Annotated in this window: 14 protein-coding genes, 4 tRNA genes and 3 pseudogenes; 8 read left to right on the top strand and 13 right to left on the bottom strand. The window is 39.7% G+C overall.

Annotation, left to right across the window (positions count from 1 at the left end; genetic code table 11):
- Nucleotides 1-11: 11 nt before the first annotated feature.
- A pseudogene (locus ATS71_RS09830) lies at nt 12-272 on the bottom strand (transposase); the annotation flags it as partial.
- A 70-nt stretch (nt 273-342) separates the two neighbouring features.
- Between ATS71_RS09830 and ATS71_RS09835 the strand changes: the two are divergent.
- The 3 genes and pseudogenes from ATS71_RS09835 to ATS71_RS09845 all read left to right on the top strand — a co-directional run.
- Nucleotides 343-540: pseudogene (locus ATS71_RS09835) on the top strand (DUF3418 domain-containing protein); the annotation flags it as partial.
- A gap of 75 nt (nt 541-615) precedes the next feature.
- On the top strand, nt 616-996 hold the full coding sequence (locus tag ATS71_RS09840; RefSeq protein WP_058404674.1) for a response regulator: 381 nt from the start codon (nt 616-618) through the stop codon (nt 994-996).
- 8 nt (nt 997-1,004) lie between these two features.
- Nucleotides 1,005-1,301 carry a PilZ domain-containing protein gene (locus ATS71_RS09845; protein ID WP_058404675.1) on the top strand — a complete coding sequence of 99 codons (297 nt, stop codon included), beginning with the start codon at nt 1,005-1,007 and terminating at the stop codon, nt 1,299-1,301.
- A gap of 15 nt (nt 1,302-1,316) precedes the next feature.
- Here ATS71_RS09845 and ATS71_RS09850 read toward each other — a convergent pair whose 3' ends face one another.
- The gene (locus ATS71_RS09850; protein ID WP_058404676.1) at nt 1,317-2,507 is read right to left on the bottom strand and encodes a class I SAM-dependent methyltransferase; all 1,191 of its coding nucleotides are present in this window, start codon (nt 2,505-2,507) and stop codon (nt 1,317-1,319) included.
- A 139-nt stretch (nt 2,508-2,646) separates the two neighbouring features.
- Here ATS71_RS09850 and ATS71_RS09855 point away from each other — a divergent pair, with 139 nt between their 5' ends.
- Together ATS71_RS09855 and ATS71_RS09860 are read left to right on the top strand one after the other, a co-directional pair.
- Nucleotides 2,647-3,303, top strand: a complete 657-nt coding sequence (locus tag ATS71_RS09855; RefSeq protein WP_058404677.1) for an HD domain-containing protein — start codon at nt 2,647-2,649, stop codon at nt 3,301-3,303.
- A gap of 1 nt (nt 3,304) precedes the next feature.
- Nucleotides 3,305-3,745, top strand: a complete 441-nt coding sequence (locus tag ATS71_RS09860; protein ID WP_058404678.1) for a VOC family protein — start codon at nt 3,305-3,307, stop codon at nt 3,743-3,745.
- On the opposite strand, the gene ATS71_RS09865 is transcribed toward ATS71_RS09860, so the two are convergent.
- The gene (locus ATS71_RS09865; protein ID WP_058404679.1) at nt 3,742-4,734 is read right to left on the bottom strand and encodes a response regulator; all 993 of its coding nucleotides are present in this window, start codon (nt 4,732-4,734) and stop codon (nt 3,742-3,744) included. The genes ATS71_RS09860 and ATS71_RS09865 overlap by 4 nt on opposite strands.
- A gap of 8 nt (nt 4,735-4,742) precedes the next feature.
- The gene (locus ATS71_RS09870) at nt 4,743-8,066 is read right to left on the bottom strand and encodes an MHYT domain-containing protein (RefSeq protein ID WP_058404680.1); all 3,324 of its coding nucleotides are present in this window, start codon (nt 8,064-8,066) and stop codon (nt 4,743-4,745) included.
- Between the two features lie 266 nt (nt 8,067-8,332).
- Here ATS71_RS09870 and ATS71_RS09875 point away from each other — a divergent pair, with 266 nt between their 5' ends.
- Complete coding sequence (locus ATS71_RS09875) at nt 8,333-9,019, top strand: M48 family metallopeptidase (RefSeq protein ID WP_058404681.1); 687 nt, start codon at nt 8,333-8,335, stop codon at nt 9,017-9,019.
- Between the two features lie 104 nt (nt 9,020-9,123).
- On the opposite strand, the pseudogene ATS71_RS09880 reads toward ATS71_RS09875, so the two are convergent.
- The 8 genes and pseudogenes from ATS71_RS09880 to murB form a co-directional block, all read right to left on the bottom strand.
- Nucleotides 9,124-9,475, bottom strand: a pseudogene (locus ATS71_RS09880) (GTP-binding protein); the annotation flags it as partial.
- A 128-nt stretch (nt 9,476-9,603) separates the two neighbouring features.
- Nucleotides 9,604-9,679, bottom strand: a tRNA-Thr gene (locus ATS71_RS09885).
- 11 nt (nt 9,680-9,690) lie between these two features.
- A tRNA-Gly gene (locus ATS71_RS09890) sits at nt 9,691-9,765 on the bottom strand.
- A 45-nt stretch (nt 9,766-9,810) separates the two neighbouring features.
- Nucleotides 9,811-9,895 (bottom strand) — tRNA-Tyr (locus tag ATS71_RS09895).
- Nucleotides 9,896-9,935: 40 nt separating this feature from the next.
- A tRNA-Thr gene (locus ATS71_RS09900) sits at nt 9,936-10,011 on the bottom strand.
- 126 nt (nt 10,012-10,137) lie between these two features.
- Nucleotides 10,138-10,848 (bottom strand): type III pantothenate kinase, encoded by a 711-nt coding sequence (locus tag ATS71_RS09905; protein ID WP_058404683.1) that lies wholly within the window; start codon nt 10,846-10,848, stop codon nt 10,138-10,140.
- Nucleotides 10,845-11,849, bottom strand: coding sequence for a bifunctional biotin--[acetyl-CoA-carboxylase] ligase/biotin operon repressor BirA (birA, locus tag ATS71_RS09910; protein ID WP_058404684.1), 1,005 nt, complete (start codon nt 11,847-11,849; stop codon nt 10,845-10,847). Before birA ends, ATS71_RS09905 begins: the two co-directional genes overlap by 4 nt.
- Nucleotides 11,846-12,856 (bottom strand): UDP-N-acetylmuramate dehydrogenase, encoded by a 1,011-nt coding sequence (gene murB / locus ATS71_RS09915; protein WP_058404718.1) that lies wholly within the window; start codon nt 12,854-12,856, stop codon nt 11,846-11,848. Before murB ends, birA begins: the two co-directional genes overlap by 4 nt.
- Before the next feature lie 142 nt (nt 12,857-12,998).
- Here murB and ATS71_RS09920 point away from each other — a divergent pair, with 142 nt between their 5' ends.
- On the top strand, nt 12,999-14,840 hold the full coding sequence (locus tag ATS71_RS09920) for a M1 family metallopeptidase (protein ID WP_058404685.1): 1,842 nt from the start codon (nt 12,999-13,001) through the stop codon (nt 14,838-14,840).
- 68 nt (nt 14,841-14,908) lie between these two features.
- Here ATS71_RS09920 and ATS71_RS09925 read toward each other — a convergent pair whose 3' ends face one another.
- The gene (locus ATS71_RS09925) at nt 14,909-15,511 is read right to left on the bottom strand and encodes a DUF2057 domain-containing protein (RefSeq protein ID WP_058404686.1); all 603 of its coding nucleotides are present in this window, start codon (nt 15,509-15,511) and stop codon (nt 14,909-14,911) included.
- Nucleotides 15,512-15,603: 92 nt separating this feature from the next.
- On the opposite strand from ATS71_RS09925, the gene ATS71_RS09930 reads away from it, so the two are divergent.
- Nucleotides 15,604-15,975 carry a histidine triad nucleotide-binding protein gene (locus ATS71_RS09930; RefSeq protein WP_058404687.1) on the top strand — a complete coding sequence of 124 codons (372 nt, stop codon included), beginning with the start codon at nt 15,604-15,606 and terminating at the stop codon, nt 15,973-15,975.
- Nucleotides 15,976-16,079 lie beyond the last annotated feature (104 nt).

Consider the following 16,079-nt stretch of genomic DNA (forward strand, 5'->3'; position numbering starts at 1 on the left):
AGCCTTTACCACTTTTTTGCCATTGCCTCTTGAATGACCTCGGATTTTAGCCGCTCTTCAGCATACATTTTCTTTAAACGGCGATTTTCATCTTCAAGCTCTTTCATTCGTGTCATTAAAGACGCATCCATACCGCCGTATTTAGCGCGCCATTTATAAAAGGTTGAATTGCCCATGCCATGTTCGCGGCACAGCTCAGGAATAGGCACGCCGCTTTCTGCTTGTTTTAAAATGGCAAGGATTTGGTTGTCTGTAAAATGTGCTTTTTTCATAATTTTCTCCTGTGTTTACAATAAGAGAAAATTCTACGCTTGGCTTCTATTATTTTTCGGGGGGATTACCCTTGAGCTTGATAAAGTGGCCAATGAATATAAAAAACTAACGAATAAAATACCCAAAGGTATGCCGATACCCAGCGACATAGAAGCGATATTTTGGATGCAACAAGAGTTTAGAGTCTCATTATTTGCACAAACGTTAGGAACGCCTTACCCTATTTCGTCTAAACGAATTTTAAATGCTATAAAAGAAATAGAATAATGCTTGCATTTATTAAGAAGGTTAGTACCTTAAAGGTAGGATTTATTTTTGTTTTGAGAAGGAAACGACATAAGCATGTCCTCGGTGATTGAACCAAAAACAAAACGGCTGCTAGTAGTCGATGACGAGTATTTTAATTATGAAATGCTTGAATCTGCACTAGAGTCTAAATTTGACGTTAGTTATGCTGACTCAGGTCAGAATTGTCTTGCGTCTGCAATTGCCAATCCTCCTGACATTATTTTACTTGATGTATGTATGCCAGGCCTTGATGGTTATGATACATGCAGAATGCTAAAACATACGCCAGAAACTAAAAACATTCCTGTGGTTATGGTATCAGGCCTTGAGTCTGAGCTTGAGAAAAAAATGGGGTTTGACGCTGGATGTGATGCTTATGTAGTGAAACCATTCGCTATAAGCGCACTGTTAGAGCAAATAAACACAATAGTTTAGAGGGAATTATGTTCACAGAAGATAAACGAAACTATAGACGCATGCAGGTAAACGCTACTGCAATGCTTACAACTATTGAGCCAGTCGCAGGCTTAACATATACCGCTGAATGCGTAGACTTAAGTGCAACGGGTTTATCGCTTCATTTAGATGATTTGCTAGAACCAAATACAGTTTTGTCTGTTGATATCGCATCAACTCATCCAAGTATTGCTCCGTTAAAAGCGACCGCTAAGGTAATACGTGCCAGCAAAGAAGATGATGGCACAATTACAGCAGGGCTTGAGATAATAGAGTTTAATTAACCAATTAAATGTTAATTAATAAACTTTACAAATAAGCCCTTTTAAGTAAAAGCCTTCAGGGTAGCTGCCCGCAATAGGGTGGTCAGCTGCTTGGTTTAAACGTTCCATTATTAATAAGTCTTTTCCAGCATCCAGTGCTGCGTCTGCAACTACTTTTTGAAATAAATTTTGTTCCATTAAACCAGAGCAAGAGAACGTTAATAGTGTGCCGCCCGGCTTTAATATTTGCATAGCGATCATATTGATATCTTTATAGCCCCTGCATGCACCTGTTAGCTGTGCCTTGTTGTCGGCAAATTTAGGTGGGTCCATAACGATAGTATCGAATTGTTTACCTTCGTCTCTGTATTGGCGTAAAAGTTTAAATACATCTTGTTTAACAAAATCGACTTTATTTAGATCTAAATTATTATGCTCAACATTACGTTTTGCGGTATCGAGTGCCGGTTGTGATACGTCAACATTAGTAACATGCTTACAGCCACCGCGAAGCGCATAAAGTGAAAACGTACCTGTGTAGCTAAAGCAGTTAAGCACGGTTTTATCTTTTGAAAAACGTTCAAGTGCTGCTCGGCTATCGCGTTGATCTAGATAAAACCCGGTTTTATGGCCTTCTAAAATATCTACCTCGAGCTTTAAACCATTTTCTTCAATAAGTACAGGTTGTGTTGGTTCAGAGCCCCAAAGTATACCTTTAATTGGCTCCAGACCTTCTTTTGTCCGTACGTCTACGTCTGAACGTTCATAAATACTGCTGCCAGGAAATATAGCCATCAGTGCGCCTACAATTTCACCTTTATGACGCTCAGCTCCTGCACTTAAAAGTTGGCATACGAGCACATTATCAAATTTATCGATTGTCACACCCGGTAAGTAATCAGACTCAGCGGCACATAATCGGTAACCGGTTAATCCACCTTCTTCAATTACTTGACTACGAGCTTCTAATGCACGGCGTAAGCGTCGCTCAAAAAAGTGTTGATCAATAATTTCTTTTTCGTCAAAGCTCCACACACGAGCTCGAATTTGAGAGTGCGGGCTGTATGCTGCTGTTGCTAAATATTTACCTTCACTATCATGGATTGTAACTGTGTCGCCAAGCCCAGGTTTACCTTTGATCTTTTTAATGGCTTTTGAAAATAACCACGGATGTTTTCTTTTTAATGATTTATCGCGACCAGCTTGTAGGTAAACGGCAGATGACATAAGACTTCTCTGTTGTAGTAAATAAGCGCTGTATTTTAGTCAAGGCAAGGTCAACATACAATGAATGTTTTGCATGTAAACTGCAAAGCACGGTAAAGTATGGTTAATTCAATGTGTTAATAAATTTTTGGAAAATACCTTGGTTGAAACTACCTTAACTCCGTCATTACAATTACTTTCTGAGCAATGCCGTGACTTTATTAAATCGCTTATACATGCCGATGTAGCCCATGATATTACCCATATAGAGCGTGTGGTTAGAGTGGCGATACAGCTTTGCAACGCTGAAAAAGCGAATATGGCTGTTGTGCTACCCGCAGCATGGTTGCATGACTGTGTCGCTGTTGCTAAAAACCACCCTGACAGGGCCAAAGCGTCGACTATGGCAGCAGATAAAGCAATTGGGTTTTTACAAGGCTTAGGTTATGACGAAGGCTTGTTTGAAGATATTCATCATGCAATAGCTGCACATAGTTTTAGCGCCAATATTAAAATTAAAACGGTTGAGGCACAAATAGTACAAGACGCAGACAGAATGGATGCCTTAGGCGCTATTGGTATTAGCCGTTGCATGAAAGTAGGGGGCTCTATTAATCGCCTACTTTATAGCCCTGATGATCCATTTTGTACAACTAGAAAGCCAGACGATAATAAATTTACTCTAGATCATTTTTTTATAAAACTTTTAAATATTGCCAAGAGTATGAATACCCCCTCAGCGAAAGAGGAGGCGAATAAACGCACCCACTATATGCACGCATTTTTAGAGCAGTTAAGGTCTGAGGTAGGTGAATAGTATGAGTAACAAAACAATCCCTTTTTTGTCAGGAATTGACCATTGCCATATTAATGTAGATAACTTGCCCAGCGCAGTGGTGTGGTTTGAGCGAGTACTTGGCTTCAAGGTTATAGAAGAACTTGCCTTTTGGGATGAAACCGGAAAAGGTCCATTAACGTTACAAGATAAAAATGCGACAACACGGTTAGCATTGTTTGAAGGTCAAGTTCGTAGCAAGGGAATCGCGTTTGCTGCAACTGGGGAGCAATTTATTGCGTGGCTTGCGCACTTTAAAGCAATGGATGTAAAAGCAGTATTGGCCGACCACGGTGTTACGTTTTCAATGTATTTTAAAGATGAAAGCGGTAATAGCCATGAAATAACATCTCATGATTATGAATATATAAAGGCGTTTTATCCAGATGTTGAACAAGGTTCGCACAGTGCTAAAAAGGTTTAACTTTCTTGATTCCTTTGTTTAATAGTGAGTATTTCGTCCAGTTTTTCAACTAATAAGTCAATAATAGCTGGGTCGAAGTGGCTACCTGCTTGCTCTTTCATATGTAAAATTGTCTTTTCTACACTCCACGCGTCTTTGTAAGGGCGCTTCGAAGTCAGTGCGTCAAATACATCTGCAACAGCAATAATTCTGCCTTCGATGGATATTTCATCACCTTTTAAACCATATGGGTAACCAGACCCATCCCACTTTTCGTGATGCTCAATTGCTAACTTGTGAGCAAGTTGTAATAGCGGGGAAGATGAGTTAGCTAAAATCTTTGCGCCAATTAAGGCATGCTCTTTCATGTGTTCAAACTCTGTGACAGATAATTTTCCGGGTTTTAATAAAATTGCATCAGGAATACCTATTTTTCCAACATCATGCATAGGCGCTGCTTGATGCAAGAGCTCTGCTTGATTTTCTGACATGCCAATTCCTAAGGCAAGAACTTTACTATACTGACTCATACGAACTATGTGTTCACCCGTATCGGTATCTTTATACTCAGCTGCACGCCCTAAACGTTGAACTAAATCTACATGTGCCTGCTTTAATTGCTCAGCTTGTACTAATGAAAGATGTGTTTTAACACGCGCTCTTACAATGGCAGGGCTTATTGGCTTGGTTATGTAGTCAACAGCCCCTAATTCAAACCCTTTATACTCGTCACTTTCGTCACCGAGCGCAGTGACAAAAATAACGGGAATATGCGCTGTTTTTGGATTACTTTTAATGTGCTCACATACTTCAAACCCATTCATGTCTGGCATCATTATGTCGAGTAAAATAAGCTTAGGTAACTCTTTTTCAAGTAAAGTTAAGGCCGCTGTTCCAGATTTTGCAAACGACAGTCGGTACTGTTCGCCTAATATTTCACGCATCACTTTTAGGTTTGCCGGCTCATCATCAACAATTAATACTCTGGGACTTTGTGCAGAAAAAATCATTTATATACTCATATATCGTTTAGCTTTTTTAGTAATTCGTTTAACTTAACCTGCGCATTATCAAAATCAAACTCATCAAAGGCATCGGTTATTGCTTTAATATTACTTACCAATGAACCATTTGAACAACTTTGAAGGCCACTAAGTGCAGTGTCATTAAATTCAGCATTTATTGCGGATTCGATGAGTGTTTCACACAATAATTTTAGTTCAGTGTTGGAAATAACTGTTTGATTATTTTCAGGATTACTGAGTGGTTCAGTTTTTTTGAATGTTAACAACTTAGAAATAATAACCAACTCAGCTTTTATTGCTTTTAAAATATCATCAACGCTATCACCTTGTTTAATAGCTTGCTCTAAGTTGGATAAAAGCTTCATCAACGCAATTAGGCCCAAATTGCCAGAAATGCCTTTTAGTGTATGTATTAAACTATAGCTACTTTGAGAGTTTAGCTGAGGCTCATTTAACAAAAGTTCAAATCGATTATCACTATCGTTTGTAAATTTAGTAATTTCAGTTAGTTGTTTAGATTTAGAGCCCCACAAGGCTAACCCTTTTTTAAAGTCGATATGTTTAGCATTAGGGTCAGTTTGCGCAATTTCTATCTCTTTAGAAACGCCTAAACCCAGCACTTGTGCGATTTCTTGGTTTAGCTGATTAATATCAATCGGCTTATTTGCAAACCCATTCATCCCCGCTTTTTTGGCCGAAAGTTTGTCTTGCTGCAAAACACTGGCTGTTAATGCAATGATTGGGGTGTTTTTCAATTTTTTTTGCTTTTCTAGTTCTCTTATTCTCATAGATGCTTCAATCCCATCACACTCCGGCATATGGATATCCATCAAAACCACATCAAAATCGTGTTGTTGGAAAGTAGCAATGGCCTCAAAACCGTTACTCGCTTTCGTAACCGCATGGTGATCTCTTGAGAGTAATAACGAGAGAAGCTCTGTGTTTTGTTCTATATCGTCAACGACTAATACTCTTAGCGCAGGCAATTGTGTGTGAAGGCGATCAAAATGATCAATTTTATTTTCATCACCCACCTTTAGAGGAAGCGAAAAATAAAAGCAGGTGCCTTTATTTAATTCACTGACTAAATTTATAGTCCCCCCCATAAGTTCAACTAATTGTTTACTTATGGTTGTACCAAGCCCCGTTCCACCAAAGCGACGTGTTGTAGTTCCGTCGGCTTGAACAAAAGGCTGAAAAATAGCGCTTACTCTGTCCGGTGCAATACCAATACCTGTGTCTTGTACTTCAAAAAATAAGTGCCCGTTTTGCGTCGTACTCACTGTTATGCTTATAGAGCCGCGCTCTGTAAATTTAATCGCGTTGCCAATCAGGTTGGTTAATATTTGTCTTAACCTGTCAGGATCGCCGTAGTAAGTGTTTTGCACTGACTCTTTAATAGTTAGATTGAGTATAAGGTCTTTCTTTTTTGCCTCTAACCAAAAGGTTGAAATAATACTGTCTATAACGGGTTTAAGGCTAAAATGTACCGCTTCTATTCTTAGCTTGCCACGCTCTAATTTTGCTGAATCGAGTACTTCGTTAAGTAAGCGAAGTAGTGAACGGGCTGCATTATTAACAGTAACAAGGTGCTTTTGCTGCTCATGATTTAGCGGTGTATCCATAAGTAAGTCGCTAAAACCGATAATTGAGTTCATAGGAGTGCGTATTTCGTGGCTCATATTAGCCATAAATGATTGCTTAGCTTGTGCGGCTTCCTCAGCTTGCAGTTTAGCTTTTTCGAGTTTGTCTTCGTATTCTTTACGCTCGGTGATATCAATAAGTACGCCGTCTATCCACTGAGCTTGATCTTGGTTATTATAATAAAAGCTACCTTGGTCTAATAACCATAACACTTTGCCATTTCTGTGACGAATTCTATACTCGATAGAGTATTGACGTTTATCTTGGACTGCTTTTAATACTGCATCCATAACGGCTTGCTGATCTGTTTTTAGAATAAGATCAATAAACTCTAAGCAATGCTCAGTAAATTCATCTGATTGGTAACCTGTTAGCTCTAAAATACTTGGGCTTATAAATAACATACTCCAATTTTCATCTAGCCTACATCTGAATACAGCACCCGGCATATTATTTATTAAAGAGCGGTACTTTTGCTCTTTTTCAATAAGGCTGCGTTGTAATTCGCGCTGTTCGGTCAAGTCAGTAATGTAACCTACGTATAGGGGAGTTTGTCCGGGCTGGTTAACTTCGCCAATACCGATTCGAATAGGGAAAAGATAACCTTCTTTATGCTTTGCAAAAATTTCACGGTTTACCCCAAGGACCTTCTCAGAGAATGTATTTTCAGCATTGGCAAGGTATTGATCGTGATGCTTTGCAATTTTATCATCCATTAACATTTTTATGTTTTTGTTTTTAACTTCATGCTCTTGCCAGCCAAAAATATGGGTGGCTGAGGTATTAAAACTTAAAATAATACCTGCATGGTCAATGGTAACAATTGCGTCAATTGCGGTTTCTAGAATGGCATTTAACCGAGACTCATCGGCAGATTTTTCCTCTAACAACATTTTATAACGAACCATGCCATTGATAACGGCAACCACACTCGTAATTGCTATCGTTGCGGTTGCGACGGCTATTGCAACAAATGTAAGGCCTGCAGACGCATTAACATCGGTAAATAGTAAAGGCGATGTTGCAACAAAGCGTGTTGCAGCCATGCCCATATAGTGCATTCCTGCAACAGCGAAGCCCAAAATAATAGCGCTTATGGTACGGCTTTGTAGCGCTGTTAATTTCGGGAAAACCTTAGTAAGGTTAAACCGGCTATACAGGGCGATAAATGATAAAGCGACGGCAACAAAGAGCGATAAAACAAAGGTAAGTGGGTCGTAGCGTAACAAAGGCGCCAACTCCATAGCGGCCATGCCGCTGTAATGCATTGTACCTATGCCAGCGCCTAATAATACAGAACATAAACCAAGTATTTTGAAGGTCGTCTTATTGTTAATTAAAATAGATACAGCAAATTGGCAAGCAAAAAAAGCAGGGAGAAAAGATAAAATAGTGATTGTTGGGTCGTATTTGATATTTGTGCATAGAGAGAAGGCCAGCATACCGATAAAGTGCATACTCCAAATGCCTGCTGAAAATATTGCTGCGGCAGTGAATTTTGCTAAACGCCTATAATTATAAAATTTTGTTTCTTTTGCTAAATCAATGAGCCTAGTTGTAAAAAAAGAGGCGAATATCGCTATTAAAATAGATATAGATACTAAAAGTGGGTCATATACCCCGTTAATAATCAGGCTAGGGTCATGGTCTGTTACAAAAAACGCAGATAGCATATTGGCTCAAAAATTAGTCTTTAAGTAAGTAGTTTAATATAATTATCATATAAATATATACTTAATTGACGAGTGCGGTATAAAAAGTGATTTCGTTTCAATTTTTTAACGTATAGTTTTCAAGTTATTATTTTTTATGTTTATTTTAAGTAAAGTTATTATAAGTTATTAATTAAAATGAAAAGTAAGCAGGGTAAAAACCAATAGCGTTTATCCATTAAATAGCGTTAAAACGGGCCAAAGAATTAAATTAATGAGAGAAAGTAGTGTTTGATTATCAACTTAAAAAAAGTAAGCGCAGAAAGACAGTGGCTATAAAAATATATAATCAAACAGTAACCGTATTCGCACCTCATTATGTGCCGATAAAACAAATCGATAGTTGGTTACTCGAAAAGCAACATTGGATAGAAACACAATTAAAAAAGCAGCTTAATGTAATAGACACTAAACAGTACCCAATTGAGAAAAATAAAATAAAGATTTTTTCTGAGTCGGTTGAATTAATTTTTCGTGAAGGCCCATCATCTGACGTGAAAGAGCATAATAACACGCTATATGTTACACACTCTAGTCGTGTAAAAAATTATAAAAATAAATATGAGAGTTTAATTAAACGCTATTTAGAAGAAAAGTTAGCGGCTTATGTGGAAATGCGTATTGCTTTTTATTGTGAAAAAATGGATGAGGCGTTGCCGAAAAAATTAACGTTAGCTGTTTACAAGCGTCGTTGGGGCAGTTGTAACAGTAAGCGAGAATTGTCGTTTAATTTACATTTAATAGGAGCACCTCATAGAATTATTGATTATGTAATAGTGCATGAGCTTGCTCATTTAAGGTATTTAAATCACAGTAAGCAATTTTGGGACAGAGTAGAGGTTTTTTATCCAGACTATAAAGCTGCATCCAATTGGTTAAAAACAAACGGCATGAGTTTACAGTGGGTGTTTTAAGCTATTTTGAATATAGGAATATAGGAATATAGGAATATAGGAATATAGGAATATAGGAATATAGGAATATAGGAATATAGGAATATAGGAATATAGGAATATANCACGTGTTTGTGGCATAGGGCCGTCAGTTGCAGCTACTACTAAGATAGCGCCGTCCATTTGTGCAGCACCTGTGATCATGTTTTTAACATAATCGGCGTGACCAGGACAATCTACGTGTGCGTAGTGACGAGTTGGTGTGTCGTACTCAACGTGTGAAGTTGAGATAGTGATACCACGCTCGCGCTCTTCTGGAGCGTTATCGATTGATGCGAAATCTTTAGCAACACCGCCGTATACTTTTGCAAGTACGTTAGTGATTGCTGCAGTAAGTGTAGTTTTACCGTGGTCAACGTGGCCGATTGTACCAACGTTTACGTGCGGTTTTACGCGTTCAAACTTTTCTTTTGCCATGACGGAACCTATCAGTTTTGTGTATCTAGATTACATATGAAAATAATCCACCGAAGGTAGATTAAGTTAATTTTTTCAAATAGTATTTTCTGACAGATAAAGGAAGTAATCAAGAAGATTCTTAAGACTGGTGCTGATAGGCAGAGTCGAACTGCCGACCTCACCCTTACCAAGGGTGCGCTCTACCAACTGAGCTATATCAGCAACACAAGAACTGGAGCGGGCAGCGGGAATCGAACCCGCATCATCAGCTTGGAAGGCTGAGGTAATAGCCATTATACGATGCCCGCGTTAGGAATCTGTTCTTAATCTACCTCTAACCGTCAAGAATAAAGTGGTGGAGGGAGCTGGATTCGAACCAGCGAAGGCTGAGCCGTCAGATTTACAGTCTGATCCCTTTGGCCGCTCGGGAACCCCTCCACGATAATTCTCTACTAATTCACTTTCGGTAAAAGGAAAGTGGTGCCGACTAACCGAGTCGAACGGTTGACCTACTGATTACAAGTCAGTTGCTCTACCAGCTGAGCTAAGTCGGCACTGCTTTAGTACGGGGCGAGATATTAGAGTAAGGTTTATTGGGATGCAACTATAAAATTAAAAAAAATGCGATTTTATTGCTTAAATGTTCAATATTCATGCAAAAGTTACTTATTTTTCTATTTTTAGCTCGTTTTGCTTAAATTTCGCCAAAAATTTAAACCTTTCATTACCAACAAAGAATCATAAATACTGCCTTCAAATTGCTGCTGTAATAACGCGCCATAACCACCAGCAAAAACAATTTGCATTGTTTGGGTGCTATTTTTTGCACCTAAATGTAATTTAGCTTGTTCAACTGCGCCTATGGTGGCCACTAACGCACCATTTTTTAAGCCGTTAGGGGTGTTTTTTCCTAACTGACTTACAAACGGAGTATTTTCGTCGTCAAATACACGCTGAGTATTTTGCGTCAGCGATGACGTCATTAAATCAAGCCCAGGTAAAATCCACCCGCCTAAGTGCTGTCCTTCACTGGTTAATACATCAATCGTTGTGGCCGTACCCGCATCAACCACTATGCACGCTTTATTTGGATGCAATGTAAACCCAGCAATGAGCGCAAGCCATCTATCAATACCTAAGTTGTTTACTTGCTCGTACGCGCAGGTAAGCCCTTGAAGTGTTTTAGTTACCGTTGCTTCATAACATGCAGTGTGATGCGTAGCAGCTTGAGCTAATATTTTATTGAGTAATTCACTTCGCCCTACACACGCGTATACAACGTCTGTTATTTGCGGCCAGGGTAAATTATTTAAATCGGCTTGTTGTGCCTGCTCGTTGTGCCAAAGCACGGCTTTTAAAGAGGTGTTACCTACATCGATGAGTAATCTCATAGCGATGCCTTTCTCAGTGATATTTCCCCGCCATAGTAGCTTTTTACATCTCCATCTTGACGAATACGAATCCCCCCTTGAGGGTCAATTCCTTCGCATATCCCCCGCCAACTTCTATGGCCTGTATTTAGCTCTACGCACTCACCAGCAAAAGCATTCAGTGAGTTCCATTGCTGATGCATTGTTTGTAACCCACTTTTACGATACTGTTCTAACCGATGCTCTAAGTGATAAGTGAGTGATGCCACCAGCTCATTTTTATCTAGCTTTTGGGTATGCTGGCTTAAATCAGTCCATGCTTGATCTATATTTTGGCTGAAATTTTCTGGCATTTGTAAATTAATACCAATTCCTAATACCAGCTGACACGGTCCTTGCGGTTGCCCATCTAGTTCAACAAGTACACCTGCAAGCTTTTGTTTGTTTAGGTAGATATCGTTTGGCCACTTAAGCTCTAAATCTATGTCATAAAGCGCTTTAATTGTATCGTATACCGCTAACCCCACCGCAATCGACACCCCCATAGCTGCCTGCAGACCATCATCTAAACGCCAAAAGTAACTGTAATAAAGGTTTGCACCAAACGGTGACTGCCACACACGTCCTCGACGCCCTCGCCCAGCTTGCTGCATTTCGGCCACTATAATAGTCCCCGACTCAAGCGCTGTTTTAGCTTGTATACGCCGCATAAGCTCGGAGTTGGTTGAGTCGATTATAGGATGAACTTCTACGTTCGCTGACTGCGACTTCAACTGACTATTTAATTGATTATAATGCTGTTGTATCTGCGATTGGTTTAAAAGCCCAGCGTAGTTGTTTAGGCTATAACCTTTGCCCGTTACTTTAAAAATATCTAAACCCATCTCTTGTAGGCTATTAATATGCTTACTCACAGCCGCACGGCTAATACCTAGCTGCTCTCCCAGCGCTTGCCCTGATACAAAGCCCGGTTTATTTAATGCATTTAATATTGCGAGTTTATTGCCATCAGGTGCTTTCACTGTGTAACGCCTCCTTGTACATAGCATTCGGCAGTTGTATTTATTAAGCGCACTTCATGCTCAAGCAGTATGCTATAACGCGAATACACAATATGTTGAATGTGCTTGATTATACTAATTAGATCTTCGCCGTGGCTATCGCCATGATTTACTAATACCAATGCTTGTTGCCTATGAACTTCAATGCCCGCAACCCGATAACCTTTGAGGTTTGCGTTATCTATTAACCACCCTGCAGCGACCTTATGCTTGCTTTGTCCGAATGCGTAGTGCGGTAATTCAGGGAATTGCTTTAATAGCGTTGCTAATTGTTGATTGGTAATTATTGGGTTTTTAAAAAAGCTGCCCGCATTGGGTAACGTGTATGGATCTGGCAGTTTACTGTTACGTGTTTGGATAACGTGCTCAAATACAGTACGCGGAGTCACATTTTTCAGCTGCTGCAACGGACCATAACTCAGCACAGGCTGCCATTGCTTTGGCAATACTAGCAATACACGTGTAATAACCGCTTTATTTTTCAATGCATGTTTAAATATAGAATCACGATAGCCAAACTTACATTGCTCGTTAGTCAAACAAACAAGTTCTCTGCTGTGTATGTCAAAGTATTCGACTGACTCTATAAATTTTGAAAGTTCAACCCCGTAGGCCCCAATATTTTGCACCGGTGACGCTCCAACAGTGCCGGGTATAAGTGCTAAGTTTTCAAGCCCTGGTAAGTTTTTATCCAATAAAAATTTGACTAATTGATGCCAATTTTCACCGGCTGCAACGCTTATTAAGGTATCGGTTTTACGGGGGGTAATATTAATCCCTTTAGTTGCCATTTTAATTACCGTACCATGGTAATCGTTTAAAAAAATGGTATTACTCCCCTCCCCCAACAAACAGAAAGGTGACGAAAAGCTTTGCTTATATAGCTGCTCAATGTCAGTAATTTCAACTAAATTTTGGCATTTGGTATGTAATGCAAAGGTGTGTAAAGGGTGTAATGCGTGCGTCACAAGGCTCTCAAGATAAACCGCCAACTAATCGCAATAGTTTACCTCATCGTCGCAAAATACGCATCAGATTGTAAAAATTGCTCAACCCACCTTGTCAATCGTGTTATAAAACCTGCTCTTTTTATTTGTGTTCAAGGTAATTATGAAAATTAAACCTCTCTTTTTAAGCCTCGCTATGGCGGGCATGTGTTCGCAAGCAATGGCGAATGCTGTTGATCAAAACTCATACGCCAATCTTGACGATGTTGTTACAACTCACTTAAGCCTTGATTTAGATGTCGATTTTAAAGACAAGCAATTAGAAGGCTTTGTTGAGCATACACTTCAGTGGAATAACAGCAAAAGCAAAAAGCTAGTGCTTGATACTCGCGACCTAGACATCGATAAAGTAATGTATCAAACGCAAGCAGGCAGCTGGCACAAAGCAAAATTCACTTTAGCAAACCGTGATGATGTTAAAGGTTCAAAGCTAACTATTGAGTTTAAAAACCAAGCCAAAGTAGTGCGTATTTACTATAACAGCCGTCCAGAGGCATCAGGCTTACAATGGTTAACACCTGAACAAACAGCAAGTAAGACGCACCCGTTTATGTATAGCCAATCGCAAGCAATTCACGCTCGTAGCTGGTTACCTGTACAAGATACACCGGCAATGCGAGTAACCTATTCTGCGCGTATTACTACGCCTAAAGATATTCGTGCGGTTATGAGTGCCGATAATAAAGACGCACTTTATAAAGATGGCGATTATCACTTTGACATGCCGCAAGCTATTTCACCATACCTAATTGCTATTGGTGCAGGTAACTTAGAGTTTAAAGCGATGTCTCATCAAACAGGTATTTTTGCTGAGCCAGAAATTTTAGAAGCCTCGGTTGCTGAGTTTAACGACACGCAAGCCATGATCGACAAAACCAATGCCATGTACGGCGACTATGCATGGGGTCGTTACGACTTACTCATGCTTCCGCCAAGCTTTCCGTTTGGTGGCATGGAAAACCCGCGTTTATCGTTTATTACGCCTACTGTAGTGGCTGGTGATAAAAGTTTAGTTAATCTAATTGCGCACGAGCTTGCCCACTCTTGGTCTGGTAACTTAGTGACTAATGCAACGTGGGAAGATTTATGGTTAAACGAAGGTTTTACCTCATACGTTGAAAACCGCATTATGGAAGAAGTATTTGGTCGCGACCGTGCAGTAATGGAGCAAGCTCTTGATGCCGCAGGGTTACGTGCACAGCTTAAAACTATTGATGCGCCTGATACTCGTCTTAACTTAAAGCTTAATGGCCGCGATCCAGACGATGCCTTTAGCTCAGTGCCTTACACTAAAGGTCAGTTATTCTTAATTTACTTGGAAAACAAATTTGGTCGTGACAAGTTTGACCCTTTCGTAAAAACTTACTTTGACGAGTTTGCTTTTAAATCGTTAACGACTGCACAATTTGTTACCTATATTGAAGCCCATTTAATTAACAAGTACCCAGGTATTGTTAGTATGGATAAAGTGAACGAGTGGATTTTTGAACCTGGTTTACCAAGCGATGCGCCAAACCCAACCTCTGATGCGTTCGATAAGGTCGATACTGCAACCACAGCTTGGTTACAAGGCGCAACAACTGCAGCGCAGCTCCCAACAGCAAACTGGACAGTACATGAGTGGTTACACTTTTTAAATAACCTACCACGTGATTTAAGCATTGAAAAAATGACTGAATTAGACGGTGAGTTTAACTTAACGCAATCAACCAACGCAGAACGCGCATTTGCATGGTATATGCTTGCGGTGGGCAACGGTTACCAACCGATTTACCCTGCTCTTGATAAGCATTTATCAGGTATTGGTCGTCGTAAGCTAATTGTCCCTCTGTACAAATCACTGATTACTAACGGTAAAAAAGAGTGGGCACAAAAGGTGTACTTAAAAGCACGTCCGGGTTACCACCCACTAGCACAAGGCACTATTGACGCTTTATTTGAATAATAAACAGCGTAAAATAGGAACTAAAAAGGGCCAAATTTGGCCCTTTTTTAATGCTTATCTCAAACAGCTTATTTTGTTACTTTTGCTAAAAAAGCCTGTCGCTCAGCAATTGTTGCTTGTTGCCACCAAAAGTCGAGCATTTGCGTCGCACTTGGCATGCCTTTTCCTGTAATGGGTGCAATTGGTTTAATCGGTCTACTCGGCTTTTCTGGACTCGCAGGTGATTCTCGCATAGTCCTCACTGGCGCTTCGCTAGCAAGTTGGTTATTAGAGACAACACTCAATGGTGCAGCTAACGCACTGCCTTTAGCTTTTAAACTTACCATGGGCGATTGAGCAAATACTTTAGCCGCTACTGCATTTTCAGCACGATTAAATACCAAGGTGTAATCTGTGCCCGCCTCAATCGTAATATCAACCCAAAAAGGCTCTGACTCGACCACCTCATGCATATCGTAATCTTCATCGTATAAGTCGGTATACTTGAGCTTTAGCCGATACGAACCCGGCGCTAGCTCTAAATCGTCTACACGACTAAACAAAGAGCTTTCTATTATTCGCTCACCGACTTGTAACGGCACAAACTCTTCAGGAAAGTGAATATTTTCTGCCATACCCGATACACTAAATAGCAATGCAGCTACACTGCTCATTAACACTGATTTACGCATATTAACTCCTTTGGTTGATTTGAGTTTGACACTGCTTTGAAAATTTGTCATTAGTGAATCTAAATTTCATACCACTTGATAAGGAACACACAATGAGCCAAGAGACACTATTTACAAAAATAATTAATCGCGAAATCCCAGCAAGCATAATTTACGAGGACGAAAATACTCTCGCGTTTGAAGATATAAACCCTCAAGCTCCTTTTCATGTGTTAATTATCCCAAAAATTGCAATTCCTACCATAAATCATATAAATGATGATAACGCACACTTAGTAGGCAACTTATATGTGGTGGCCGCGAAGCTTGCAAAAGAACATAACTTTAGCGATGACGGCTACCGTGTTGTTATGAACTGCAACGATCATGGCGGTCAAACCGTCTATCATATCCATCTTCACATGCTTGCCGGTAAGCAAATGGGGTGGCCTCCTTATCAAGATAACAAAAAAGAAATCGTTTAATTAAGCTCGGTTACTGCATGCTATGTAAAAGCATGTGTTCCTATAAATTAAAAAACAATTACTTATTTGCAACATTTTATGTTTAAATAATCATAAAATTGTAC

Source organism: Pseudoalteromonas sp. H71 (genome assembly GCF_001468485.1).
In the GTDB taxonomy this organism is placed as follows: domain Bacteria; phylum Pseudomonadota; class Gammaproteobacteria; order Enterobacterales; family Alteromonadaceae; genus Pseudoalteromonas.